This window comes from Candidatus Pantoea formicae, from assembly GCF_011752625.1.
Classification (GTDB): Bacteria; Pseudomonadota; Gammaproteobacteria; order Enterobacterales; family Enterobacteriaceae; genus Pantoea; species Pantoea formicae.
Genome location: NZ_VWXD01000004.1, coordinates 286,545 through 312,413 on the forward strand (window position 1 = coordinate 286,545; position 25,869 = coordinate 312,413).

The 25,869-nt window shown below is 51.8% G+C and carries 25 protein-coding genes and 3 tRNA genes; 14 read left to right on the forward strand and 14 right to left on the reverse strand.

Translation table 11 applies throughout. The annotated features are described in order from the left end of the window. Positions 1-6 precede the first annotated feature (6 nt). The gene (gene rimI / locus F3J38_RS13830) at positions 7-447 is read right to left on the reverse strand and encodes a ribosomal protein S18-alanine N-acetyltransferase (protein WP_167139269.1); all 441 of its coding nucleotides are present in this window, start codon (positions 445-447) and stop codon (positions 7-9) included. After that, entirely contained in the window at positions 419-829 is a 411-nt protein-coding gene (locus F3J38_RS13835; RefSeq protein WP_167139271.1) for a DNA polymerase III subunit psi, read from the reverse strand. The genes rimI and F3J38_RS13835 overlap by 29 nt, the downstream gene beginning before the upstream one ends. A 106-nt stretch (positions 830-935) precedes the next feature. On the opposite strand from F3J38_RS13835, the gene rsmC reads away from it, so the two are divergent. The 4 genes from rsmC (at position 936) to F3J38_RS13855 (ending at position 2,436) form a co-directional block, all read left to right on the forward strand. Continuing rightward, positions 936-1,970, forward strand: coding sequence for a 16S rRNA (guanine(1207)-N(2))-methyltransferase RsmC (gene rsmC, locus F3J38_RS13840; RefSeq protein WP_167139273.1), 1,035 nt, complete (start codon positions 936-938; stop codon positions 1,968-1,970). A 141-nt stretch (positions 1,971-2,111) separates the two neighbouring features. Continuing rightward, positions 2,112-2,198, forward strand: a tRNA-Leu gene (locus F3J38_RS13845). Between the two features lie 30 nt (positions 2,199-2,228). Beyond that, positions 2,229-2,315, forward strand: a tRNA-Leu gene (locus tag F3J38_RS13850). Between the two features lie 34 nt (positions 2,316-2,349). After that, positions 2,350-2,436: transfer RNA gene (locus tag F3J38_RS13855), tRNA-Leu, on the forward strand. A gap of 101 nt (positions 2,437-2,537) precedes the next feature. Here F3J38_RS13855 and F3J38_RS13860 read toward each other — a convergent pair. After that, positions 2,538-2,822 (reverse strand): DUF1435 domain-containing protein, encoded by a 285-nt coding sequence (locus F3J38_RS13860; protein ID WP_084933604.1) that lies wholly within the window; start codon positions 2,820-2,822, stop codon positions 2,538-2,540. Positions 2,823-3,051: 229 nt separating this feature from the next. Between F3J38_RS13860 and F3J38_RS13865 the strand changes: the two genes are divergently transcribed. The 3 genes from F3J38_RS13865 (at position 3,052) to F3J38_RS13875 (ending at position 5,572) form a co-directional block, all read left to right on the forward strand. Next, positions 3,052-4,146 carry a GGDEF domain-containing protein gene (locus tag F3J38_RS13865; RefSeq protein ID WP_167139275.1) on the forward strand — a complete coding sequence of 365 codons (1,095 nt, stop codon included), beginning with the start codon at positions 3,052-3,054 and terminating at the stop codon, positions 4,144-4,146. Between the two features lie 71 nt (positions 4,147-4,217). Then, the gene (gene fhuF, locus F3J38_RS13870) at positions 4,218-5,012 is read left to right on the forward strand and encodes a siderophore-iron reductase FhuF (protein WP_167139277.1); all 795 of its coding nucleotides are present in this window, start codon (positions 4,218-4,220) and stop codon (positions 5,010-5,012) included. A gap of 95 nt (positions 5,013-5,107) precedes the next feature. Further along, a complete protein-coding gene (locus tag F3J38_RS13875) occupies positions 5,108-5,572 on the forward strand; it encodes a YbaK/EbsC family protein (protein ID WP_167139279.1) in 465 nt (154 codons plus the stop codon). On the opposite strand, the gene F3J38_RS13880 is transcribed toward F3J38_RS13875, so the two are convergent. From F3J38_RS13880 to F3J38_RS13895, 4 genes are all read right to left on the reverse strand, one after another. Beyond that, entirely contained in the window at positions 5,569-6,789 is a 1,221-nt protein-coding gene (locus F3J38_RS13880) for an MFS transporter (RefSeq protein WP_167139281.1), read from the reverse strand. The two genes, F3J38_RS13875 and F3J38_RS13880, sit on opposite strands and share 4 nt — an antisense overlap. Positions 6,790-7,074: 285 nt before the next feature. Then, positions 7,075-8,058: a nucleoside hydrolase gene (locus F3J38_RS13885; protein ID WP_167139283.1), complete on the reverse strand. Its 984-nt coding sequence runs from the start codon at positions 8,056-8,058 to the stop codon at positions 7,075-7,077. Positions 8,059-8,070: 12 nt separating this feature from the next. Then, positions 8,071-9,093 carry a LacI family DNA-binding transcriptional regulator gene (locus tag F3J38_RS13890; RefSeq protein WP_167139285.1) on the reverse strand — a complete coding sequence of 341 codons (1,023 nt, stop codon included), beginning with the start codon at positions 9,091-9,093 and terminating at the stop codon, positions 8,071-8,073. Positions 9,094-9,169: 76 nt separating this feature from the next. Next, entirely contained in the window at positions 9,170-10,564 is a 1,395-nt protein-coding gene (locus F3J38_RS13895; RefSeq protein ID WP_167139287.1) for an MFS transporter, read from the reverse strand. Between the two features lie 581 nt (positions 10,565-11,145). Here F3J38_RS13895 and F3J38_RS13900 point away from each other — a divergent pair. Next, positions 11,146-11,700, forward strand: coding sequence for a histidine phosphatase family protein (locus F3J38_RS13900; protein ID WP_167139289.1), 555 nt, complete (start codon positions 11,146-11,148; stop codon positions 11,698-11,700). On the opposite strand, the gene F3J38_RS13905 is transcribed toward F3J38_RS13900, so the two are convergent. Beyond that, entirely contained in the window at positions 11,693-12,643 is a 951-nt protein-coding gene (locus F3J38_RS13905) for a YncE family protein (protein WP_167139291.1), read from the reverse strand. The two genes, F3J38_RS13900 and F3J38_RS13905, sit on opposite strands and share 8 nt — an antisense overlap. 439 nt (positions 12,644-13,082) lie before the next feature. On the opposite strand from F3J38_RS13905, the gene F3J38_RS13910 reads away from it, so the two are divergent. Continuing rightward, entirely contained in the window at positions 13,083-14,096 is a 1,014-nt protein-coding gene (locus tag F3J38_RS13910) for a glycosyltransferase family 32 protein (protein ID WP_167139293.1), read from the forward strand. On the opposite strand, the gene F3J38_RS13915 is transcribed toward F3J38_RS13910, so the two are convergent. After that, positions 14,070-14,993, reverse strand: a complete 924-nt coding sequence (locus F3J38_RS13915) for a LysR family transcriptional regulator (protein WP_167139295.1) — start codon at positions 14,991-14,993, stop codon at positions 14,070-14,072. The genes F3J38_RS13910 and F3J38_RS13915 overlap by 27 nt on opposite strands. Positions 14,994-15,113: 120 nt before the next feature. Between F3J38_RS13915 and F3J38_RS13920 the strand changes: the two genes are divergently transcribed. The 3 genes from F3J38_RS13920 to F3J38_RS13930 all read left to right on the forward strand — a co-directional run bounded on the left by F3J38_RS13920 (position 15,114) and on the right by F3J38_RS13930 (position 18,778). Continuing rightward, the gene (locus F3J38_RS13920) at positions 15,114-15,503 is read left to right on the forward strand and encodes a tautomerase family protein (RefSeq protein ID WP_167139297.1); all 390 of its coding nucleotides are present in this window, start codon (positions 15,114-15,116) and stop codon (positions 15,501-15,503) included. A gap of 209 nt (positions 15,504-15,712) precedes the next feature. Next, positions 15,713-18,010 carry a phosphatidylglycerol--membrane-oligosaccharide glycerophosphotransferase gene (gene opgB, locus F3J38_RS13925; protein WP_167139299.1) on the forward strand — a complete coding sequence of 766 codons (2,298 nt, stop codon included), beginning with the start codon at positions 15,713-15,715 and terminating at the stop codon, positions 18,008-18,010. 192 nt (positions 18,011-18,202) lie between these two features. Beyond that, positions 18,203-18,778 (forward strand): hypothetical protein, encoded by a 576-nt coding sequence (locus F3J38_RS13930; protein ID WP_240155975.1) that lies wholly within the window; start codon positions 18,203-18,205, stop codon positions 18,776-18,778. Positions 18,779-18,816: 38 nt separating this feature from the next. Here F3J38_RS13930 and F3J38_RS13935 read toward each other — a convergent pair whose 3' ends face one another. After that, positions 18,817-19,521, reverse strand: coding sequence for a GNAT family N-acetyltransferase (locus F3J38_RS13935; protein WP_167139301.1), 705 nt, complete (start codon positions 19,519-19,521; stop codon positions 18,817-18,819). Between the two features lie 106 nt (positions 19,522-19,627). On the opposite strand from F3J38_RS13935, the gene pdxR reads away from it, so the two are divergent. After that, positions 19,628-21,076: a MocR-like pyridoxine biosynthesis transcription factor PdxR gene (pdxR, locus tag F3J38_RS13940; RefSeq protein WP_167139927.1), complete on the forward strand. Its 1,449-nt coding sequence runs from the start codon at positions 19,628-19,630 to the stop codon at positions 21,074-21,076. Between the two features lie 33 nt (positions 21,077-21,109). Here the strand turns inward: pdxR and F3J38_RS13945 are convergent, their stop codons facing one another. From F3J38_RS13945 to F3J38_RS13960, 4 genes are all read right to left on the reverse strand, one after another. Then, a complete protein-coding gene (locus tag F3J38_RS13945; protein WP_167139303.1) occupies positions 21,110-21,604 on the reverse strand; it encodes an RcnB family protein in 495 nt (164 codons plus the stop codon). A 157-nt stretch (positions 21,605-21,761) separates the two neighbouring features. After that, positions 21,762-22,946 carry a serine hydrolase domain-containing protein gene (locus F3J38_RS13950; RefSeq protein ID WP_167139304.1) on the reverse strand — a complete coding sequence of 395 codons (1,185 nt, stop codon included), beginning with the start codon at positions 22,944-22,946 and terminating at the stop codon, positions 21,762-21,764. 143 nt (positions 22,947-23,089) lie between these two features. Beyond that, the gene (locus F3J38_RS13955; protein ID WP_167139306.1) at positions 23,090-23,872 is read right to left on the reverse strand and encodes a MetQ/NlpA family ABC transporter substrate-binding protein; all 783 of its coding nucleotides are present in this window, start codon (positions 23,870-23,872) and stop codon (positions 23,090-23,092) included. 18 nt (positions 23,873-23,890) lie between these two features. Further along, complete coding sequence (locus F3J38_RS13960) at positions 23,891-24,907, reverse strand: isopenicillin N synthase family dioxygenase (RefSeq protein WP_167139308.1); 1,017 nt, start codon at positions 24,905-24,907, stop codon at positions 23,891-23,893. A gap of 206 nt (positions 24,908-25,113) precedes the next feature. Between F3J38_RS13960 and F3J38_RS13965 the strand changes: the two genes are divergently transcribed. Further along, entirely contained in the window at positions 25,114-25,791 is a 678-nt protein-coding gene (locus F3J38_RS13965) for a YecA/YgfB family protein (protein ID WP_167139310.1), read from the forward strand. Positions 25,792-25,869 lie beyond the last annotated feature (78 nt).

Sequence of the window (25,869 nt, forward strand, 5' to 3'; positions counted from 1 at the left end):
CCCTTCTTACAGAGTTAGCGCCATGATGATGGCATCTTCACGCCCGTTGGCAGTGGGATAGTAGTTGGGCCGTACGCTGACCTGATGAAAATCGAGCTGTTCATACAGGGCAATTGCCGGGTGATTAGAAGCTCGCACTTCCAGCCACATCGTCATCACGTCTCGCGTTTCCAGTTCGGCAATCAAATGCTGCAATAACTGGCGTGCGTACCCCCGACGCTGAAAGTCGGGATCTATCGCAATGTTGAACAGTGATGCCTCATCCAATACCACTTGGGTAATGGCGAATCCTGCCAGCTTACCCTCGGCTTCCAGGCGAAGATTAACAAAACGTTCGCCCTGGTTGCTGTTGAAGGTCTGCTCGCTCCAGGGAAAGGCATGCGCCCGGCGCTCAATTGCCAGCAGTTGCGGCTGGTCTTCAGGGGTGACTAAAGAGATGGCTGTCATGATTACACATCTGTTGCCACAGGGCGCGTTTGGCGGCGCCACTGCTGATCAATTCGTTGAAAACGGCAGTGTTGAAGGTGATGCCGTTAAAGGGATATTCGCTCTTTACGCCCATCAGCCAGCCCGCACAATCGACCTGCTCAGGTAGCATCGGCAATTGTTCTGGCGTCAGCGTCATGACTTGCGCAGGCTGAATATTCAGCGCGTGCAGTACATCGCGAATCAAGGGTTCCTGCAGCGTCGGCGCATGTTCAGCCACCATGACCAGACGTGTGCCGGGCAAAAGCGTGACGGCAATTTCGCCCTGCAGCACGCGTGGACGCCGCAATTGATACTGCGTAATCCCTATTTGCTGTAGAAGCCAGTCGCGCCTTGTGCTCATGCTATTACCCGTTATGCTGCCAGAATGCGACGCTATGCTAGCAAACCCATCGAACATGCGCCAACAAAGCACTATAATCCCCGCTCTGATTTAACAGGAGCGTTCCATGTCTGCTTTTACCCCGGCCAGCGAAGTGATTCTGCGCCACAGTGATGAATTTACCGCCCGCCATGTTTTGTTTGCTGGCGACCTGCAGGATGACCTGCCCGCCCAGCTGGAAACCGCCTCTACGCGCGTGCATACCCAGCAGTACCATCACTGGCAGAACCTGAGCCGTCGCCTCGGTGAACGAGCGGTTTACAGCATGGTGGCAACCGCCGCCGATGTTGAAGGATGCGATACGCTGGTTTATTTCTGGTCGAAGAACAAGCCAGAAGCGCAGTTCCAACTGCAAAACCTGCTGTCTCTGATGCCGGTCGGCTGCGATATCTTCGTGGTCGGTGAAAACCGCAGCGGTGTGCGCAGTGCTGAAGGCATGCTGGAAGAGTGGGCGAAGCTGGAAAAAGTCGACAGTGCGCGTCGTTGTGGGCTCTATCATGGTCGTCTGGATACGCAGCCAACCTTTGATGCCAGCAGCTACGGCAACACTTACATGATCGAGCACCTCACTATCCACACGCTGCCGGGCGTCTTCAGCCGCGATGGGCTGGATATTGGCAGCGATCTGCTGCTCTCCACGCTGGAGCCGCACTTCCGTGGCAAAGTCTTGGATATCGGCTGTGGTAGCGGCGTGCTGGCCACCGTGATGGCACAAATCTCCCCACGCATACGTTTGTGGCTGTGTGATGTGCATGCAGCGGCCATCGAAGCCAGTAAACTGACGCTGGCCGCCAACGAGCTGGAAGGTGAAGTGTTCGCCAGTAACGTCTTCTCGGATGTCACCGGCCGTTTCGATATGATCATCTCGAACCCACCGTTCCATGATGGCCTGCAAACCAGCCTCGATGCGGCCAACACGCTGATTCGTGGTGCCTTGAAGCATCTGAACAGTGGCGGGGAGTTACGTATTGTGGCTAACGCCTTCCTGCCTTATCCGCAGATTCTGGATGAAACCTTCGGTAACCACGAAGTGCTGGCACAGACCGGACGCTTTAAGGTCTACCGTGCGGTGTACGGTCGTGGCACCAAAACGCGTAAATAACGCGTTCTGATCTTCCCGACGGTGAAAATGTTGTTTTTTGCAGCAATCGTTTCATCGTCGTGAAATATGTATTGACGCAATGAGTAAAATCTCTAGAATGCGCCTCCGTGGTTAGCAATACTTTAGAGTGTTGCAGGGTACGCGACGGTGGCGGAATTGGTAGACGCGCTAGCTTCAGGTGTTAGTGTCCTTACGGACGTGAGGGTTCAAGTCCCTCCCCTCGCACCAATAATCACAAAGTTTATATCATAGCACTGAGCGATGGTGGCGGAATTGGTAGACGCGCTAGCTTCAGGTGTTAGTGTTCTTACGGACGTGAGGGTTCAAGTCCCTCCCTTCGCACCAATGCGATGGTATAAACCAGAAAAGACAACACAATGCGATGGTGGCGGAATTGGTAGACGCGCTAGCTTCAGGTGTTAGTGTTCTTACGGACGTGAGGGTTCAAGTCCCTCCCTTCGCACCACGTTGTCTTACCTTCTTGGCAGTAAAATCCCCAAATCTAGTAATTTGAAGATATCACGCACGTGGCGTGATGTTGTCGTTTCTGCCGTTCAGCAAACCCCATCAAACGATATGGAAATTGACCGTGATGGCGGCAGCACCGCCCGCGAGTGCCAGGCATGAAGGGAGCAGCAAATAGTGACGCAGTCGATGATGGAACAACATCACTATGGTGAGCAACAGCGCTACTATCATCACCACACGCCATTGGCTAAAACTCGGTTCCCACAGCGCAAAAATCGGCAATGCTGCGCAAGGAAGTAACACCCCCCAACCGCTGTCCAGCCGCTTACCCATCATCCAGCTCACGCCCCATAAGCCGCAGGCAGCCATCATCGCCATGATCATCGCGTAACCCTCAAATGATAAATATTCGTATTATCATATGATAATATTTCTCATCTTGCAGCGAATTTTTTCTTATAAGTCACGCGGGATGACAGATTTACTCAAAAATGCTAGATTGCCGCCGATAACTATTTTGAAAACACAACAATAACGTGCTCACTATCCGGTTTAGGGGATTAATTCCCTCGGGTAGCGCTTTGATATTTCAGGGCTGTCACGAGTAATAATAATGAAATTACAATCTTATGATGAGTTGAAACACAGCAAATATCGGCTCTCGCTGATGCTCTTTTTGTTTTTAAATGTCGCCGTTTCGCTTTTTTGTCTGTTACCGTTTTTAGGCGCAGATAGCCCAGTAAGTTCGCTCCCCGTGGGGTTGGTTGCGGCTTTCAGCCTGACTTTGCTCACCCTTTGTTTAGTCATGCCTAAACAAAAATTCCCGCTATTAAATCCTGTCGCGCTGATATTAGGTGCATTATGGGCGTGGCACATTAACCACAGATACCATCTGGTTTTCTATTTTGATGGCAGCTTTTTAATAATCAGCCTGTTAAGCGTATTCTTTATCAGTGCTATTGCGCTTAGTGATTATTTGATTGCATTCTGTTTACACATAACGCCCCCCGTATTAACCGTACTGTTATTAGATGATGGGCAGCATTTAATGATGATTATATTCACCATTACCCTGCCCTTAATCGGTTTTTCTCTGCATCATTTAATGCGCCGTCGCTTTGATTCCTTTACACGTCGTTTAGTGAGCCAACTCTATGAAGAAAAAGAGAGTTTCAGTGATTTAAGCATGCTTGATCCGTTAACCGGTTTGTATAACCGACGCGGGCTGAAAAACCGACTGGATAACATTCTGGAAAATCATGCGGGCAGCCATTATGTGCTGCTGCTCGATATCGATCACTTCAAAGCCTACAACGACAATTACGGTCATGCGATGGGCGATCAGGCACTGGCACGCGTCTCAGTGGCGATTCGTGATGCCGTGCGTTCACGCGATGTCGTGACACGTTATGGCGGTGAAGAGTTTCTGGTGCTGATGACGAACGTCAACGCCTCAATTGCTATGAAACTCGCCGAGCGCATTCGCCAATATGTGGTGGATTTGGAGATCCCGCATCGCTTCAATGAAAAAGTCTCCACCCATGTCACCATCAGCGCTGGTATCGCGCCGATTTTTGCTGACGACTTCGATCAGGCAGTTTCAAATGCAGACCGCGCACTCTATGTGGCTAAAAATCAGGGACGTAACACCATTCTGGCGTGGGAAGATTTACCGAAACTGACGCAGGTGAGCAACGATTTGATTTGAGGTGATCTTGTCCAGAAAGACAGTAACGATTATCATTTTCTCCTCGATTACCGTTATCACTCAGGATCGGCATGCCCATCATCACACATCAGGATCATCGCTATAGCGAGCATCCACTGATCTTTATGCAGAGCGATCGCAATTTAGCGAGCGCGCTGGAAGATCTGATGCGTGATCAACGCAGTTATATGCTGGACAACGTCAAGCTGGGGCAATCCGCCCCGGCAGGCACACTGACGCTGTCCGAGTGGTCAAAACCGGTTCACTACCGCCGTCTGACACAGCGTTACAGCGACCATCTCTATCGCAATCACCCTGATGCGCAGCAGGAAGCCAAGCCGCTCCAATCGCTGTGGGCACAGTGGTATTTCGGTTTATTGTTGCCCCCACTGATGCTGATGTTGCTGCAAGAACCCCGTGCGCTGAAGTGCACGCCACCGCTGATTCATGTGGAATTCCATGAAAATGGCCACCCTTGCGCCTTCTGGATTGATGTGCAGGAAGATGAAGAGGCACGCTACCTCAGTGCTCAACAACGTTTCGATCGCTTGATCCAGCAATGCCTGATTCCTGCTGTGAATGGCATGACGCAACACGGCGATATCAACGCAAAACTCATCTGGAACAACATGGGCTTTTCGTTTTACTGGTTCCTCGGTGAGTTAAAAAGTCAGCTATCTGAAGCCCTTGTCACGCAATTGGAACAGGCACTGTTCTTTACCCAAACCCTACTGGATGGCAGCGATAACCCCCTGTATCGCACCATGATCCCGCGTAACGGCGAGATGGAACGCCGCAGTTGCTGCCAGCGTTACCGTATCCCGGACGTTGAACGCTGCGGTAACTGCACGTTAAAAGTGGTGTAACCCCCGCGCATTCTGTTACAGATTCTCTTTTTATCTCGTTTACACTTTTCCGCCCTTATGGCAGCTTTTAGGCTCTGTTTTTGCCGGAGAAAAAAATGAGCCTGGAGTCGGTACGGCACTTCTTTGCCGAATATGCACCGGATATCGATATCATCGAGATGCCAGAAAGCACCGCCACGGTAGAACTGGCCGCCCGCGTGCATGGCGTCACACCGGGGCAAATCGCCAAGACACTGTCGTTAAAAGTGAAGGATGCCATTGTGCTGATTGTCACGCGGGGTGATGCCCGCCTCGACAACCGCAAGCTGAAAGCCGCACTGGGTGCCAAAGCTCGCATGCTAAGCGTGGATGAGGTGGTGAACTGGACCGGTCATCCGGTTGGTGGCGTCTGTCCGTTTGGGTTAGAAAATCCGCTGACCGTTTATTGTGATATCACACTGCGTAATTTTGATGAGGTATTGCCGGCTGCGGGTTCGATTCACAGCGCGGTACGCATTTCGCCGCAGCGGATGGCAGATCTCACTGCAGCGAAATGGGTTGATGTTTGCGAAGCGCTTTAACGTTCTTGACGGGCGACAGTACCGGAGATCTCAATACCCCGCGTCTCCCGCCCAAAGGCGACAAACACGCAAATGAGTACCGCCACCGTACCCGCAACTATCGCCATTCCCAGTCCATAGTTGCCGCCGTGCGCCTCAGCAATGCGTGCCTGCAAGGTAGCATTGACTGAGGCGATCAAATTCCCCAATTGATAGACAAAGCCCGGCAGCACAGCGCGAGCATTCGCAGGTACCAACTCGGTCAGATAGGTCGGCACAACGCCCCACGCACCTTGCACCATAAACTGCATCAGGAATGCGCCAATCCCAATCATCCATGAACCGCTCGAAAACGCCCACAATGGCAAGACAGGCAGTGCAAGGAAAGACGCCAGCATAATCGCTTTCTTACGGCCAATACGCTCTGACAACGCACCAAAGGTGATACCACCGAGCATCGCCGCAATATTGTAGCTGATGGCGATAATACTCACGGTGTGCGGGTCAAATTGATGCTGCACTTTCAGGAAGGTGGGATAAAGATCCTGGGTACCGTGGCTAAAGAAGTTAAAGCAGGCCATCAGCAGCACCATGTAGACACAGAGCTTCCAGTGCTGACGGATAATCGGCAGCAGTGCCGTGCTCTCTTTACGTTCACGCGCGGCCAGCCACACCGGTGATTCCGGTACTTTGAAGTAGATAAACGGCAGCAGCAAAATCGGCAATGCACCAATCAGGAACATGCCACGCCAACCGACCGTTTCGAAAAACAGTCCAAAGATAATCGATGCCAGCAGATAGCCGCACGGATAACCCGCCTGGAAAATGCCAGACATCAGACCGCGCGAGCGATCAGGGATAGTTTCCAGCGCCAGTGAGGATGCCACGCCCCAGATGCCGCCCATCGCCACACCATAAATCACGCGAAACGCCAGGAATGCGGTGAAATTGGGTGACCATGCAGAGAGCAGCTCAAAGAGCGAGAACATCACGATATTGAGCATCAGAATCGGTCGGCGGCCATATTTTTCGGCCAGACGACCAAAGATCAATGCGCCGATCGGTCGAACCGCCAGCGTAAGCATAATGGCAATGGAAACATCGGAGACGCTGGTGTTGAAATACTGGGCAAGATCGCTGAGTACAAACACCAGGATAAAGAAGTCGAACGCATCCAGCGTCCAGCTGGCGAAACTGGCAAAAGCCACGTTTCGCTGGGTCGCAGTCCAGTTAAACATAGGGGTATCCTGTCTGATTATTCCCGGCTCATTGACCGGAATTTATTGGAACGTTATCCAGCGAATGATTTCACTGGTTATTATTGTGTTAACCATTTGTATATAGCATGTCAGAAAGAAGGGCTGCGGTAGGGAATTGTCAGGGAGTAATTCGGCTTGTAAGCAGGCGTGTCGGGGATTAGAGCAACGCACCGCAAGGTTGCGGCGCAATGTTTTGTGCCAAGGTAACACGGCGAAAGAGGTCAGTTTATGCGATAAATGGCGCTGCCACTGACCATCCTGTCATCAACGCTTCAATCCATTGAACGCTTTTTCAATCATCTCCAGCAACAGTCCATTGTTAACCGTTTGCATCACATGCACCAGCGCACCAGCTTGCTGGGGGACACCGATATCCAAACGCAGTGGCGTGCGATAACGCCAGCTTTTACCCCGCGTTGCACCGGCACGCAGTTCGATATCGACGTGGTAGTCAACGCCATCGGCCACGCGCTGATTCAGTAACCAGGCAACCACCAGCGCATCATGAATCCAACATCCCGGCAAATGGCGAGTGCGGATTGAGTAATCAATCCATGGACGCAAGGTTTCACGCACAAACTGAGGCAACGGATGGTCGTTGGCGGTGAGGCGGTTGAGATCCTGGTGGGTCATCAGCGTCTGCGTCGTGGCATCCATCGGCACCAGCGTGATAGTCGCACCGCTGTGCAACACCTGATGCGCAGCTTCAGGGTCGAGGCCAAAGTTGGTGTCTTTAATGTAATCATCCAGTGAGAACACCCCGCCCATGATCACGATCTCCGCCACGGATTCTGCCATCTGCGGATAACGTTGCAGTGCCTGTGCGACGTTGGTCAATGGACCGATCGCAACCAAGGTGAACTCACCGGGGTTATCACAAATCAGCTGCCCCATCACGCCTGCTGCATCATTGCCATCGGCCGCCAGCATCTGAGGCTGACGCACCCCACGCCACAGCTCCCCGAGTTTTTCATCCTGAACCCCATCGAGACGGGCACGCCACGGCGCAGGATCTTCCCGCAGCGCCTGCAATGCACCCTGTACCACGGGAATATTCAGGCCAAGGCGCTGCAACAGATCCTTGGCAACACGCGCACCTAGCGCGCTTGGCGTATTACCGGTGACGGTAGTAATCAGCTCAACCGACAACGATGGCGAAGCCAACGCCAATGCCAGCGCAAGGCCGTCATCTGTATTGGCACCGGCGATGCCATTCCCTGGATCACAATCAATAATCAGTCTTTTCATATATTTATAAGTTTATTTTTGTTGAGTAAGTTGGCAGCCACAGGACTCACCGATTTCGAGGTAGTGAGGAAATTCTGCCAGTTGCGCGTCGCCATCCCAGTTTTTCAGCATGGCTATAGCGCTGCGTGCCATTTCACGCAGCGGTTGACGTACGGTGGTCAGCGTGGGGACATGAAACGCCGACTGGTCAGTACCGTTGAAACACACCAGCGCCACATCATGAGGCACGCGCAATCCATGCTCTGAGAGTGCGCGAATGCAGCCAATCGCCTGGCCTTCATTACTGGTAAACAGCGCACGCGGAATGCGTCCACTGGCAATCATCTGTTTAGCGGCGTCATAACCACCTTGCCGCGTATAACTGGCTGGAAAAATTTGAGCCTCATCAATCTGTAAGCCTGCTTCCGCCATGGCGTCGCGCCAGCCCTGAATACGATCCTGGGCGTTGAGCATATCCAGCGGACCACTGATCATGCCCACCTGCTGATAGCCGTGGCTGAGGAGATGTGCCGTCACCTGTCGCGAGGCTTCACGTTCATTAACGCGCAACATACTGACGCCGGGACGCGGCTCAACGCGATCCAGCATGACAAAGGGGGTGCCGCTGGCCTGAATCACATCAATGTAGGGATGGCGATCGACGCTGTTGTAAAACAGGCCATCAACCTGGCGATTTAATAAACCCTGAATCAGTTCCAGCTCACGTTTGCGATCATCCCCGGCATCGCCCAGCAACATGACGTGGCCGTGGTTAAGCGACTCCTGTAACAGCACATGCGCCATTGAGGCAACGAAGGGGTTGCTGATGTTCGGCACCACTAAACCAAAGGTTTTGGTGCTACCGGAGGCCAACGCGCGCGCTACGGCATTGGGCCGATAACCCGTTTGTTTTATCGCCTCCAGTACACGCTGACGCGTGGCTTCTGCCACCGGACGCGGACCGTTGTTTATGACGTAACTCACTACCGCCACTGAGGTTCCGGCGACTTTTGCCACATCACTGCGTGTCACATTTCCGCTTGGAGATTTCGCCAATGCTCTTGCCTCTGCATAAATGCCATTGGCCGGAATCCCGGCCAATGGCAACGTTTAATTCACATCCCGCTACGCGCTAGATTGCATCTTCTGGCAGATTGAGATCGCGTCCACGCGTTTCCGGCGCCACAAATGTGGTCAGGAAACCGATGGTTGCCATCGCGGAAAAGTACACCGCAATCGCCCACCAGTGACCGGTAAAGGACAACAACGCTGCAGCCACTAAAGGTGCAGTCCCTCCAGAAAGGATAGACCCCAGCTCTTTCGCGACCGCCATCTTGGTGTAACGGTGCTTTACACCGAACAGCTCAACACCCCATGCGGCCTGTACACCAAAGATGCCCAGCGAAGCTAATGCCATTCCCACCACAATCACGGGGATCACAATCGCCGGGTCGTGGCTGTCCATCAGGCTGAAGGCAGGCCAGGCGTAGACCATCAGTAACAGGCAGAAAACACGATAGGTGATGCGACGGCCAAAACGGTCAGAGAGCCAACCGGCGAAAGGAATGATCAGGAAACCGAGTACGGAGGCGATAAAGACCGCAGTGGTGGGTACGGATTTGTCGAGCATCAACACTTTGGCGACATATCCCACAATAAAGCCCTGCGCCAGATAGGAGGGTCCGTTCTCGCCGATACGCAGGCCGACCATGGTCCAGAATGCGCGGCTGCGCTGCCAGAAGCTGCGGGTATCACTTTCAGAGGCAGCATGCTGCAGAGTGGTGTTACGCTCGGCTTGCAACTCCGCCTGCTGGCGTTCGAAGACCGGGGTCTCACGCAGATGACGACGAATCCACAGCGCGACGACTGCAATCAATACACTACTGAGGAATGGAATGCGCCAGCCCCATGCGAGCAGGCTCTCTTTATCCATTTGAATCACCGCCAGCCATACCAGCGAGGCGATCAACGTACCGCTGTTAGAACCCAAGGCAATCACAGAAGAAACCAAGCCACGGCGTTCTACCGGTGCGTATTCACCCAGCATAACGGTACCGCCAGAGAGTTCGGCACCCGCCCCTAAACCTTGAGTAAAGCGCAGTAATACCAGACAAGCAGGCGCCCAGACGCCAATGCTGGCATAGGAAGGGATCAGGCCGATAAGGGTAGTGGAAGCGCCCATCAAGATAATGGTGGCGATCATGACTGTTTTACGACCTTTACGATCGCCTATCCAACCAAACAGCAAAGCACCAATTGGACGAGCGATAAAACCCACTGACCAAGTGGCAAAACTTGAAAGCAGAGCCATGGTCGGGGTGGCGTTAGGGAAAAACACATCGCCAAAAATGATACCGGCAGCCAGGCCATAGAGCGCGAAATCCGCATATTCCATTGCCGTGCCAAGCCAACATGAGAAAGTAGCACGCCAGAAATCTTTGCGGCCTGAAGAGGTTTCCAACCGCGCGTCAGCGGCTGAAGAAGAGGTCAGTGAAGTTTGTTGCGAAACGGACTGATGTACCGTCATAACCATTTCCCTGAAATAGGTGAAAACAGCAAACGCCCTTCCGTGGGACGGTTCCCTTGCAACAAGCGGAACTCCCCGGTGGCGACGTTCAGTGGGCAAACCTGGATGAAAGTCAAAGAATTCCCCTGGTGTTGGAATTCGCTTCTTCGCCTGTTCTCGCCGATGTTTTTTTCATCGGTCGCATTAGTGAGGCAAATGTAACTGGGTCATCTCAAGGCCAACTTCGTCACTGGCACCGTGAGTTATCACTGTGGACACAGTCTATCTACGCGCGTAGATAAATCAAGTGATAAAAGTGAAAACAATTAATTTATCTTCACTATAGCTCGGGTGAAAAAGACAAAAATGGCGTCAATTCATGACATTACATCTAATGCGCGTAACAAAAAAATCGTCATACCGCGTGTAACTAACGATTATTGCTTATCATTAACGGCGTGGTGGCTGATCCTTCATCGCGCTTTTTTTCGCACAGTTCAGTTAAGCTTTGATGACAATTGCGAATTAATCTTAAAACCGGGCTTTGCGTGCGGTTTGTTCTACACCTGCATTACACTGAACAAAAATCAATCAGGATCCTTATGACCATCATCCTCATGCGACACGGAAAACCCGACCATCCTGTGAGCGGCCGCTTCTCCGCAAGCGCGCTAGCTGACTGGTGCGAAGGTTACGATTTGGCGGATATATGCGACTCGCCTCCTCCCCGCAGCATGGCGATTGCGCAAAAAGCCCATGTGATCGCCTCCAGCCCGCTGCCACGGGCACGTTCGTCCTTGGCGCGTCTTGGGCTGCAACCTCATGATGTCGATGATCTTTTCAGTGAAGTCGCGATGCCAATGCTATCGTTTGAACGGCTGCATCTCCCACTCACTGTGTGGCTGGCGTTGTTGCGCCTACTCTGGTTGTGCGGCTACGCGGGGCATGTCGAGTCAGTTAAACATGCGCGGGCCCGCGCCAGTCAGGCGGCGGATAAGCTGGTGGCGCTGTCGAATCAAGGCACCGTCTTACTGGTTGGCCATGGCATCATGAACAAAATCATTGCCCGTGAATTACGTAAGCGCGGCTGGCAAGCAGAGAAACATGCCAGCAGCCGCCACTGGAGCAGTGCGATTTATCATCGACCGTTTATTTAATCTGGAAATAGCTCAAGACTTCACAACCGGTGCCAGCCGTCGGTGTGGCAACCACCTGCAGCTGTTGCAGATCAATCACACTCAGCGTGCCATCACCCTCGTTGGCAATAAGCAAGGTACGATTGTCCGCACTAAAACAGCCATCCATCGGTTTATTGCCAACCTGAATATCGCCAAGCGGGTTGAGCAGGTCATCAAACAGGGTGACTACCGGTTCTTGATCGCCAATGGCGACCAGGCGTTCACCGTTGGCACTGAAGCGCACCACCTGGCAGGGCTGTTGATGACCGGTTAATTTGATGCGCTGGCGAATGCGATGGCTTTGGCGATCGACCACATAGAGCAGCGGCGCATCCGCCGCGCTGGCCACCAGATAAGGGTGTTTCGGTGAAGCCGCGATCCCTGAAATAGGGCCGGGAAGCAGAATGTTGTCGATAATACGCCCTTCCGCCTCACACAAATCGACGACGGTGATGCTGGCGTCCTCTTCGTTTTCAGTGAACAACTTACGCCCACTGGGCGACAACGTTAGACGGTGGGCATTATGAGACGGCAACTTGATAATTTTCTCTACCTTATCACTCACCGGATCGATGACCGCCACTGCTGCGCTGTTCTCGCAACACAGATACACTTTGCCATCACGGCCCAGTTGGCCACTGTGTGGCGACTGCAAAGGGGATAAATCAATAAAACCACGGATAAGCCGCTCACGTAAGTCGATAACAGCCACCTTATGGCCGGGATGTGGGTTATCACCATGAATGCCATCGCCATAAATGGGCACATAAGCTTTCGCCTGTTCGGGCAGCATTAACAATTCATGTGGACGGGGTGGAAACGCATTCAACTCTTGCTGCACGGCAAAGGTGTCGGGATCGAGAAACAGGACACGATTTCCCTGCTTATCCACCGCCAGTAACCCACGGTTGTGTGACTGCATAATGCCTCCTTTGTTTAAACCACCTCGTTTAAGCGTAGCTAACCTGCATCAACGAGGGGTAAATCCAGACCGGGCCAGTGAAAAATCCAGACCGGGCCAGTGAAAAATGCAGCCATCCTAACCGATCTGTCAGAAGGGGACTTTTAATCCAGGCCGCAGCCATCGCGGCGTTCAGGTTATTTTATTCGGAATAGTCCTAAAGGGCATTAATTAAAGAATCAGTAATCCAGTCAATTATTTATCGGGAATTTTATGCTTAACGGTTTCTTCATTTTCGGGTTTATCTGAAAGCAAAAGAAAGTGGTAGCCTCAACGACCAGAATGTTTTATTAAGCTGGGGTGAGTACTTTTTACACACAGCCGTGAGGAAACATAAGAGCGCTTAAGTCGCCAGCATCGGGGAATCCTTGCTACCATAATCACAATAATTAGGTGCATCATGAATACAAAACGACTCCAGCCAGCGCGTGCGCTGTGGCATAACTGGAAAAGAATCGCCTTTACCAGCCAGACAATACTGCAAAAAAAACAGCATACTGCGCACTGCGCGCCGGAGTATGATCCCAACGAAGAGGATAATATCGTTTTGTTTTCTGGCGACAAAGATCTGCCAGAAATCCCTAAAAAAGTCTGGATGTATTGGGACGATGAGTATTTACCCAAATCAATGATGTTAAATATTCGGAAATTGCGAAAAGATAACCCCGATCACGATATTTATTTATTAAACCGTTTAACGGTAAAAGAAGTTCTGCCTGACTTTATTTTTACTTCCACCCAATTAACAGAGCAGCAAAAAAGTGAAGTGATTCGTCTGGAACTTTTATTGCGTTACGGCGGTATTGCGATTGATTGCAGTACATTTTTATTTGAAGACCTTTCCTGGGTGCATCGCGCACATCAGGAACGTCGTATGGATGTGGTTGGCTATTATCGGGAAAATTCGACCGTCAATTATCTGGCCCCAGTGATCGAAAACTGGTTCCTCGCCGCCGCACCCAATAATCCCTTTATTCGTGAGTGGCAGAAACAGTATGCCCCCATCAAACACTTGGGTGAGCAGAATTATTTTAATGAGCTCAATAAGCGTGATGATTATGCGCTGTTGACGCAAAAAATTGATCAACCGCGGCAGCAGTTAGGCTCGCTGGCGCAGCAAGCGGCAATGCGTGAATATCGTCGTGTGAATCTGTTCCTACGTAAATGCGAGGCAAATGCTTACTTCTATCAACGCCTGAGCGGCTGGAAAAGTGAAACCTTTGCTCACACGGTTTTATTCAACCAGCGGCCCATAACACCACCGCCGGTGATAAAACTGAGTGGAAATGAGCAATTGCACCTCGATTTCAACCTGCGTCTGGGTAACTACAATCGCAGCAGCCTGCTGGGTGAAATGATGCAACCTCACACACCTCCTGCGTTGGCCTCACCCATCAACAAAGCGCGCGCGTAGCCAGTGAATAAAGGTGGTGACCGCCCGAGGGACCTGTGCAGCATACGGGCGCACCACCCATAACCGATCGGCAAAGGCATCTACGGTTTGCCACTGAGGCAGCACCTGTTGCAACGACCCTGCCGCCAACGCTGCGGTGGCGCTGAAATCCGGCAGCATGGCAATCCCTAAACCTTGCAACGCGGCATCACGGATTGACTCGCTGTTGTTGGTGGCAAAATTGCCCTGAATTTTGACCTGAACCGTATCCTGGCCTCCGCTCACCGCACGGAAGCGCCATTGTGGCGACTCTAGCCCGCGCGGATAGTACAAACAGTTGTGTTGCTGGAGCGCTTCAGGTATTTGGGGTACACCGTTTTTTGCCAGATAGGCCGGCGAAGCGACTAATAACGCATGCGTTTCACACAGCGGCAACGCGACATGCGTTTCCGGCAGCGTCTGGCTGTGACGAATAGCCAGATCGAAGCCTTCACTGCCGAGAGAGACCAGTCGGTCAGTGACATCCAACTGCAGGCGTACTTGCGGATATTCCCGCAAAAAATCACCAATGATCGGCACCAGTTGCTGGCGTGCAAAGGCCACAGGTGCACTCACTCTCACCATGCCGCGCACTGGACCCGCTTCATCACGTACGCTGAAAAAACTTTGTGCGATGCGCGCAAAGGGATCTCGCAACTCATCGACCAACTTTTCCCCGGCCGAAGTTAAACGCACACTGCGCGTGGTACGCTGCACCAGCGAAACTCCTGCCATCTCTTCCAGCTCTTTGATCTTTTGGCTCATGGCGGCTTTGCTGACATCTAATCGTTCAGCTGCACGGGTAAAACTGCCCAGTTCAGCCAGAACCGTTAGCCAATGCAAATGCACCCAGAGCGCATCAGTTTTCATTTCTTTCATATGGATTGTTCAAAATAATAAATAATCATTTCAACCAGCGCGCTTTTTCTTTCCTGCAGCAAGCGGCAGCATAGAGCCACATCCTACTCTTATCTTGTGAGCAAAAACGAGGGTTTATTTATGCCGTTACTGACATTTGACGTTATTCAGGGCCGTTCTGAATCAGAAATCCGCACACTGCTGGATGCTGCACATCGCGCCGTACTGACCGCCTTTAAAGTTCCAGAACGCGATCGCTATCAGATTGTTCATGAAAACAAAGGCTATCAAATGGTATTTCAGGATACCGGCTTGGGCTTTGAGCGCACCGATAACCTGGTGATGGTGCGCGTCTACACCAGCCCGAGAAGTGAAGAACAAAAGACACTGTTCATGGCAGAGTTGGCACGCGAGCTTTTAGAAAATTGTGGCGTAAAGGGCAACGATCTGATGATTAGTTTTATCACTAACAGCAAAGGCGACTGGAGCTTTGCAGACGGTGAAGCACAGTATCTGACTGGCAAACTCTAATCTCCCTCCCCCTCACTGGCAGCACGGTTGCAGCGCTGCCAGTTCAAACCATAGTCAGCTTAAACCCGCATTAAACGAATCGGAATGTGTCGCACAAATCTGTGTTGTTATGTTGCAGCTCTGTGACAGCCCAGATAGATTGACGCATAACCCCCAAAGAGGGCCGTGGGCGCAAGGATTGCGTCACTCTTCAATGTGAGGAACTGACCTTGTCCAAGATACTTTCGGTTGTACTCTTTTTGGCTGCCATTGCCGTTTACTCTTTTAAAGCCGGGCGAAATAAATTCTGGTTCAGCCTGATTTTGCTGCTGCTCTCGCTGTTTATCATCCTTAATGCCACGCTGTTCGCCAGCAACTATTTCACCGGTGAGGGTATTAATGATGCTGTGCTTTACACGCTCACCAACAGCCTGACCGGAGCGGGCGTCAGTAAATATGTGGTGCCTGCCATTGGATTAATCATTGGCCTGTTTTTGTTGTTTTACCTGCTCTCCTGGCTGCTACGCCGCCGCAAACGGCCACATCATTTAGGTTGGAGTTTACTGGCGATGGCCTGCGCCGCCGGTTCGGTGCAAACCACACCCGCCTTCCGTCAGGTGAAAGATCTTATTGCCTCACATGCCCAACTCGCCGACTCCGATTTTGAGAACTATTACAAAACCCCCAATAAGGTGATCGCCAATCCGAAGCTCAATCTGGTCTATATCTACGGTGAAAGTCTTGAACGCACCTATTTTGACCAGCAGGCCTTTCCTGGATTAGCGCCAGAACTGAGTCGTGAGAAGGATCAAAGCATCGACTTCAGTGAGACCGAGCAGCTGCCCGGCACCGACTACACCATTGCGGGTATGGTCGCTTCACAGTGCGGTATTCCTTTATTTGCCCCTTTCGATGGTAATGCCTCGGCCTCGCTTTCCAGCTTCTATCCGCAGAATATCTGCCTGGGCGACATTCTGAAAAACTCAGGCTATGAAAACTGGTTTATTCAAGGTGCCGATTTGCGCTTTGCCGGCAAAGATACATTCCTGCTCTCTCATGGTTTCTCGCCAACACATATGTATGGTTCCCAAGAGCTGCAAAGCCGCGTGGCCGATCCCAGTTATCGTAATAACTGGGGCTATTACGATGACACGGTCATGGATGAGGTGTTTGAGAAATATGAGGAGCTGTCGCGCCAACAGAAGCGTTTTGCCTTGTTTACGCTAACAGTGGACACCCATCACCCCGATGGTTTTATTTCGCGTAGCTGCCAACGAAAAAGCTACAGCTATGACGGTAAACCAAACCAATCCTTTAGCGCAGTAGCCTGCTCGCAGGAGCATGTGGCACGACTGATTGAACGCATCAAAGCCTCACCGTGGTTTAAAAACACCATCATCGTAGTGAGTTCTGATCATCTGGCGATGAATAATACCGCGCATCAGTATCTGATTAAGCAACCACGTCGCGATCTGTTTATGGTGATCCGTGGCGATCAACCACAAGCTGAAGTGCTGGAGGGCAAGCGCAGTACGTTGGATAACGGGGCAACGGTGCTGGATATTCTCGGCGGGGATAACGCCATTGGTTTGGGACGCAGTGGGTTGTCCTCCAACTCGTTATCAACACAGTTTGCCGACATGGCGCAAAAGGTGACGGCGTGGAAGGCTGATATCATTCAGCTATGGAATTTCCCCAAAAAACTGTATGCGTTTACCATCGATCAGCAGAAGAATACCTTTAACTTCTCGGGCTCAACCTTCAAGTTGCCCATTCTGTTCCGTATCAATAAAGACCACGTTGAACCGCTGCCCGAAGGGGAATACTCAGCACCGCTCCGTTACCAACTGGCGGATTTCACCGCATCAGACAAATTTGTTTGGGTCGATCGCTGTTTCAAAATGGGGCGGTTGTGGCAGCCTGATTTGGCACTCTCAACCGATCTTTGCCTGGCGATGGGTCAAATGGGTGCCAAACCCTCAGTCACGCGCATTGATAAGCCACTGTGGAAAGGCAAAGCCAATTTTCCACAAAGCGAAGTCAGCGCAGCCACTTATCAATTGAATGAGCAGAAAATCCGCGTTGAGGACAACGCGATCCGTTACAAAGCCGACAGTTTCCTGCTGACTGTGCCGGGCGCACCGGAGAGTGTGAAGAGTTTTAAAGGCATATCTCGCCCCGAAAGCTGGGGACGCTGGTCGAATGCAAATTTAGCACCGGAAGTGAACATCGAATATGTCGATCCCCTGCCCGCCCGATTTGATGTGGTGATTACTGCGCGCGCCTTCGGCCCAAATGCGCATCGGCCCATTCCGGTCCGCGTAGGAGACGAAGAGCAGATGCTGAATCTGGGTGATGACTTTTCAACCACCACACTGCATTTCAGCAATCCTCAGGGCAGCCATAATCTGACGATCGCGCCGCCGGAACCCCTTCTCTCTAACGAGGGAAATATCACCGGGCAGGATCCTCGTAAATTGGGTATTGGCATGGTGGATATAAAAATTATTCCACAGCCGCAAAATTGACCTTTTCGTCGCCACCATAGGCCTGCCAACGCGAAGGCCTTTTTTATTAGCAAATCACGTTACTCATTGTAAGCATTGATTTTTATCGAGATGGCGCGCAAAATCCAAGTCGTAACATTGAGAAACTATCACGCTCTGGATACGCTGCATTTTCACGGAATGAAACCAGAGGTAATAAGGATGATACTCACGATGATGAACACGCATAAAGCATATAAAGCGCTGCAAGATGCCGGCGTAGCCGACAAGCAGGCTGAAGTCTTGGTTGAGATTTTTGCTGATATGCAGCAAGAAAATGCCCTGACAAAATTCGATTTATCACAAGCAATGGAAGGCATGGCGCGTGCGCAAAGCGCGACAACCCATCGTCTCGACTCTCTGGAGGGGCGCTTCGATAAGTTTGAAAAGGACGTGAATCAACGATTTGACAAAATCGAAGATAAACTCGTTAAGATTGATGAAAGATTCGATAAAATCGATGAGAAATTCGATAAAATCGATGAAAAATTCATTAAAATCGATGAGAAGTTCATTAAAATCGATGAGAAATTCGACAAGATAGATGAAAAATTCGAGAAGATCGACCAGAGGTTTGAAAAAGTAGACGAAAGGCTCAATAAGCAAGACGTTAAACTAAGCGACTTAGATCAACGCATGCAGATTGGTTTTGCTGAATTGAAGCAAGACAACGTCTGGATACGACGCATCCTGTTGACCATCGCGACGGCTTTGATCGCTATGACAACCAAATATATTTTAAGCCAATGAGCCAAGAGCCGGGCACGCGCCCGGCTATCAAAGCGTCTTTATCGCAGCGCCTCCAATTTCGCGCGTTGCGTTCCATCCGCATGAAAATTCTCCACCGCTAGCCAGCGTTCAAATGCCTGCTTTAATTGCGGCCATTCAGCGTCAATCATCGAGAACCAACAGGTATCACGGTTACGGCCTTTGTAAACAATCGCCTGACGAAAAATCCCTTCAAACTGGAATCCCAGCCGCAGTGCCGCCTTTCGTGAAGGCTGGTTACAGCTGTCACATTTCCATTCGTAGCGGCGATAACCGAGCTGGTCAAAGGCATACCGCATCAGCAGATAATGCGCCTCTGTTGCCATACAGGTTTGCTTAAGTAACGGCGAGAAAGCCACATGGCCGACTTCAACTGCACCATTCTTGGCATCAATTCGCATCAGCGCCAGCGTCCCCACTGCACGCTGGCTTTGCATATCAATCACCGCGAAATGCATCGGATCGCGACCTTGCTCGATGCTTTTGGCATAGGCCAGATAGGTTTCCTCATCGGCAAACGGCGCAGCAAACATGTAGGTCCAGTCGCGCCCATCGTTCGCCTGCGCATAAGCAGTATAAAGTTCCCGGCCATGACGTTCGGCACTCAGCGGCTCAAGGCGACAGTATTGCCCGGTGAAAACCTCATAGCAGGGCCACTGGCGCGGTTGCCATTCTGGTAATGGCGCGCCGATAGGTTGTCCATACTCATTGATGTGTTGCGTCATCGTTCCATTCCCTCGTCAGTGAAAGCCTGTTGCACAGCGTGCCAGTTTACTGGCATGTTAAAAAGCACCACATTCGATGAAATTCATAGAGCCACAACTTATCGCCATGAATGAAAGTGAACTGCATACGTTGTTATTAGCGCCATTGGCCACCCACCAGGACCTAACGCTGCAGCAGCAGCTATTTCAGCGCATTAAACAAGCCATTTTGGCAGGTACCCTCTCAGCAGGGACGCGTTTACCCGCGACGCGCCAATTGGCTACGGATTTGCAGGTGTCACGCAATACGGTTACCGCGGTTTGGGCACAGCTCCAGGCTGAGGGCTTTTTGATCAGCGATCGTCAGGGAAGCTACATTAGTCCCATCGCACAATTGCCCCTGCCTCTTGGTGCTGAAACCAGCAATGGCGATGTTGTGCTCTCACCACGCGTTAACGCACTTCGCTCTTCCCATCGCGTCTTCGGCCAGGAGATGGCTTTACGCCCTGGCGTTCCATCGTTGGCACATTTCCCGCTGGCACAGTGGCGACGCGCCCTTAATCGCGTGATGCAGAACTCGCCACAACAGCTGCTGGGCTATGGCGATCCACTTGGTGAGTATTCGCTACGCGAGGCACTCGCCCAGCACTTGGCCATGGCACGCGGCGTACGTTGCTCACCCGAGCAAATCGTCATCACTGAAGGGGCACAGCAAGCGCTGACATTATGCGTTTCACTGCTGAGTCAGCGTGGCGATATCGGTTGGGTAGAGGAGCCGGGTTATCGCGGAGCAAAAGCAGCGATGCAACTCGGAGATATGCAGATAGAACCCATCCCAGTAGATGAACAGGGTTTAGCGCCTCAATCCTGCGACTGGCAACGATGCCCACCACGGTTGATCTACACCACCCCCACCCATCAATATCCGACTGGCGTGGTGATGAGTGCGCCGCGCCGTCTGGCCCTACTGGCCGCCGCGCAACAACACCAGACTTGGATTATTGAAGATGACTACGACAGCGATTTCCGCTACAGCGGTGAACCTATTGCTGCGATGCAAGGGATGCTACAGCCCTCACCGGTGATTTACGTAGGTTCATTCAGTAAAACGCTGTTTCCGGCCCTGAGAATCGGTTTTATGGTGCTGCCCTCACAACTGTTACCGTTGCTGCGTCCCGCATTGCATGAGTTGCTGCGCGGGGGAAACCGCCCCGAACAGCAGGCACTGGCTCTGTTTATACGCAACGGTGACTTCAGCCGTCATCTCAGCAAAATGCGCCGTCTCTATCGCCAGCGCCAGGCCTGTCTGCGTGAAGCCCTACAGCAAACGTTTGGAGCACATGTTTCATTATTAGGAGGTGAATGCGGCATGCATCTGGTGCTATCTCTGCCTGATAGACAACAGGACGGTAAACTGATCGATCGATTGAACGCCTGTGGCTATGCACCGGGTGCACTCTCGGGGTTTTATTTAGGAGAAGAGAAACAGCAAGGATTAGTGCTAGGTTACGGCAATACCAGTACCAGCCAGATTATGGTTGGCGTTGCACACATCGCACAGTATTTATCAATGTAACAGCGGCGGCCGGTAAGCCGCCGCGACAAGGGATTAGCCTTTAAAGAAGATATCGCCTGATTTGCCCATCACGATCTTACCGCTGTCGTCGGTGATCAGGATGTAGTTAGCATTGATATAAGCCCAGTGTGTACCAGGCTGAGGGGCTGGCAGGTGGCGTGGCTGCCACTCAACGATGGTGTACTGTTTTTTGCGGTACTCATCGGGCACCACATCACCGACTTTGTACTCTTTGTAGTCGATCACGATGGTATTCAGGTCGTAATTATTTTGACCTGCAGGTGCATCCTGCATGCCATTTTGTGATGGCCGAATCGGCGCCACATCACCGGAAGATTCAGCCGGTTCGCTACTCGCGGGGGCATCTGCTGCCGGTGCCTGAGTTTGTGCATCAGGAGCGACCTGCTGAACCTGTGGTGGCGGTGGTACGTTATCCGTTTGCTCGCCTTCAGCCAGTGCGGCTGGAGTCAGGCTTAAAGCGCCCAGAAAAATTCCTGCAGAAAGAAGGGTGACGTGTGTCCTGCGCATTGGTGATTTCCACTCTGGTTAATTATTAACTGTCTAATTTACTGACAAGTGCAGCACGCAGAAGGTTCCCCCGGCGCGCTTTGCGCGTCAAATTTCGCTGCACAGCATAACTCAGCCTGCGCAAATTTTGGCGCAGCAAAATTGCAAGCAACCGTGTTCACTCTTGCCCAGGTTTCTTCTGCGCGAGGTCCATCAGCAAAGCGATGCCGAGATAGTTGCTCCAGTTGAAAGCATTCTGCAGCACCACAATGGCATTACCGTTTTGCTTATCGAAACCGATAAAACTGGCGTAACCGCCAATGTACCCCACCTGATAGGTAATCCTCTGTTCACCGTAAGTATCGGTGACCCAAGCGATATTCTGCGACTGATTGCCGTGCTGCTCGTAACCGCGGTTAACCTGGGCGAAGGCCTTATTTAGCGAGGCATCGGTTCCCGCCTGCAAATGGGCATCCAGATAGCGAATCAGATCGCGCGCATTACTGTAGAGGCTGGCCGCCGCCACCATATTGTTGCTAAATGCCCAATCCGGCGTCAGATCGCCACGCGGGATCAATTTAGGCTGATCGCCCGCGTGTCCCAGCGCACGCCAGGGGTAGCCCGATAAGGTTTGCGGTTTGAAACTGCTGCTGGTCATGCCAAGCGGTTGAAACAGATTGCGCTGCGCCAGGGTCTCGATGTCCTGATGCAATCGATGTTTGAGGATATAGCCCAGTAACGCATAGCCAAGGTTGGAGTATTGCGCTGCAGGTTTGGCTGGTGCGGAAAAATCGGCCAGATACCCCAGCACCGCATCACTGTCCAGATTGCCGTAAAAATTCTCACCGCTACGCAAGTAAGCCATAAATTTGATAAACATCGGCAGATCCATGTCTTGCCGCGGTAAGCCTGAAGTATGGGTCACTAGTTGCAGTAGTGTGATACGCTTTGCATCCTCACTGAGCGGTACATTAGCGGGTAGCAATGTGGCCAATGTGTCATCCCAGTGCAATTCACCGCGATCCACTAACTCAATAATCACCTCTGCCGTCATCCCCTTACTGAGCGAGCCCAGAGCAAACAGCGTATCCGGCGTAATGGGATAACGATGCACCGCATCCGTCACACCAAAGCTGTAAAATTTAGGCTGATGACGTTGATGGATAATCGCGATGCTGATACCCGTCACCTGTTTCTCGTGCATGTAATGCTGGACGATGTCATCAACGTTTTCATGAAAGGTGGCATGGGAGAGATAGACTTTATCGCCAACCGGTGCAGAAGTTTGCGACAGCGTGCCACAGGCGCTCAGTAGCAAACTGAAGCACAACAGCAACAGTGGAAGAATGATGCGGTGCATCATCCATAAGTCCTGGTGAAGGTTTTCATAGTAATTGATTTATATAATATTTTTTATTTTAGCAAAACGTGCGATGGGTGTTTGTGGCGAAATATAACACAGAAGAGAGTCATCGCCACCTGCCAGAAACAAGTGGCGGCGAGGGATTACTGATGCACCGGAATCACCGAACCTTTGTAATGCTGGTTGATAAATTCAGCAGTTTGTTTTGATTCCAGATCTTTGGCTAATTCAATAATGCGTGGGTCATGTGCCAGTTTTGGTGTGGTAACCAGCACATTGGCGTAAGGATTATCCTTCGCCTGCTCTAACGCTAAGGCATCTTTAGACGGCGTCAAACCGGCTTGTAAGGCATAGTTGCCGTTAATGATGGCCAACTGCGCATCATCCAGCGCACGCGGCAGTTGAGCTGCGTCTACTTCAATGATTTTCAGATGCTGTGGGTTGGCGCTGATATCCGCAACAGTCACCAGCGTTGCGGCACTGCTACTCTTCAGTTTAATCAACCCGTTGGCCTGTAACAGATAGAGCGCACGGCTTAAGTTGGTGACATTATTCGGCACCGCGACCTGCGCGCCATCAGGCAGATCTTTCAATGATTTCACTTTATGCGAATAAATGCCCAACGGCTCAATATGCACCGTTGCGACGACAGCAAATTTTTCACCCAACGCTTTTTCCTGATCGCGCAGGTAAGGCACGTGCTGGAAGTAGTTGGCATCGACATCGCCACGTGCCAGCAGCTCGTTAGCGTTTAGATTGCCATTGAGTTCAATCACTTTTAAATCGAGATGCTTGTCAGTCTCTTTGATGTGGTTGAGGATTTCGCTGTGCGGAACGGCATCAGCCGCCACGCGTAGTGCGGCCGCCGAAGCGTAAGTGCTCACTGCCGAAAGCAGTACCAGTGTTGCTATCACCTTTTTAGTCATGTGCATCCCTTACTTTTATTATGATTTAACGGTTATCAGAGCGTCGGCGTAGTAGCGCGCAGCCACGTCGCGATGCGAACGCAGGCGCCCTTTGAGATAGTTCCAGCCCACTTCTCGCAATAGAGGATTGGTAGGATCACTGGTTGGCCCGCGAGCGTCGGCTGCCAGTTGTGGAGGTAGCTGATAGATCGGTACTTCGGCATCCAGCTGTGCGCCGAGGAAAAAGGCAATCGACACCCTCTCTTGCTGCGCCGAAGGGGACACCACGCGATGTACCGTGGCACGCAGGTAGCCGTTGGTGGCAATCTCCAGCAACTCACCAATGTTCACCACAAACGCACCGGGCATCGGCAGTGCATCAACCCAGTTATCTGGCGTGACTTCCACTTGCAAACCTGGCTGATCATCCTGCAGCAGAAAGGTCAAAAAACCGGAGTCTTTATGGGCACCCACCCCTTGCTGACTGGCGTTAGCAGCCTGTCCGGGGTAGCGGATGAGCTTTACATGTTCATTCGGATGGGTGCCGTACAGCGCATCAAAGGCATCGGATGGCAGCGACAGCGATCGCGCAAAAGCACGCAACAGCCGGAGCGCCACACCCGTCATGGCTTGCTGCCAGGCATGAATCACCGGGCGCAATTGAGGTAGTGCATCCGGCCACAAATTTGGCCCCTGCAGTCGCTTCCAGGCAGGATCGCCAACCTGCAAGGCTAATGCCGCACGCTCTGCACCGATATCAAACTGCTCGCGCTGATCGCGTTGCTCACGGGTATATTCGACGCCCGCCCGGTTATAACCGCGGAAATGCGGTGAATGGATCATTGAAACCTGCTGCTTCTTTTCATCCGGCAAGGCAAAGAAGGCTTGAGTAATACTCTGCACGTTCTGCAACAATTGCGAATTGATGCCATGATTTATCAGATAGAAAAAACCAACATCACGCGCGGTGGTGCGCAACTCAGCGAGATACGGCGATTGTTCAGCATCAGGTAATTCCAGCAGCGCTAAATCCAATACCGGCAAGGTTCCTGCCATATTTATGCGTCCTGTTACGGAGAAGTTCTGCTTTTACGCTGACATCTGCCATGAATTACAGCCAATACTGTTGGGCAATAAGTTATGGCGAATGATTTTTAGGAAAGCTTCTGCAATCGTTATGCAAAAAGCGGTAAATTGCGGCCACTTGCCGCTATAATCGCGCCCACTCATTTTGCCGCAACGCCCCGCACAGGAGATGTCATATGAACCAGGGCCCATTAACCGAAAAAGAGCTGAACTGGCTTGAAGATATGCTGGAAAAATACGGCAACGAACAGTCGGTGGTGGATACGTCCGAACTGGACGGTTTATTAACCGCTCTGCTTTCTGGCCCGAACGACATTGAACCGAGCGAGTGGTTGGTGGCGATGTGGGGAGGACAGAAACAGATTCCAAAGTGGACCAACGAACGTGAGATGGACCGCTTTATGGCGCTGATTTTCCAGCACTTCAACGATATCGCTGAGCGTCTGGCAGATTTCCCAGAACAGTTTGATCCGCTGTTTGGCTTCCAGGAGATGGAAGGACAAGAGTTCACTGTGGTGGAAGACTGGTGCTATGGTTATTTGCGCGGTGTCGCACTGGATCAAGACTGGTCACTGTTACCTGAAGCGCTACAACCCGCCATGGATGCCATCAAGTTACACGGCAGTGAAGATCAATTGGCGAAGCGTGAAGCCTTTTCACCTGATGAGTTTGAAGCCAGTATCGACGCGATTCGTCCTGCCGCACTGGAGCTGCATGAATACTGGCAGGAACAGCGTATGGCGCAGCCCGATCCTGAACCGCAGTTGCCCCATGTTGCCGGTGAGAAAACAGGCCGTAACGATCCTTGCCCATGTGGCAGTGGTAAGAAGTACAAACAGTGTTGCGGGAAATAAAACGCGGCGATTTTTCATGACGCAATAATTCACACGATCCGTAGCGACGCGCCCGCTATTCTCAACGGGCGACCGCTA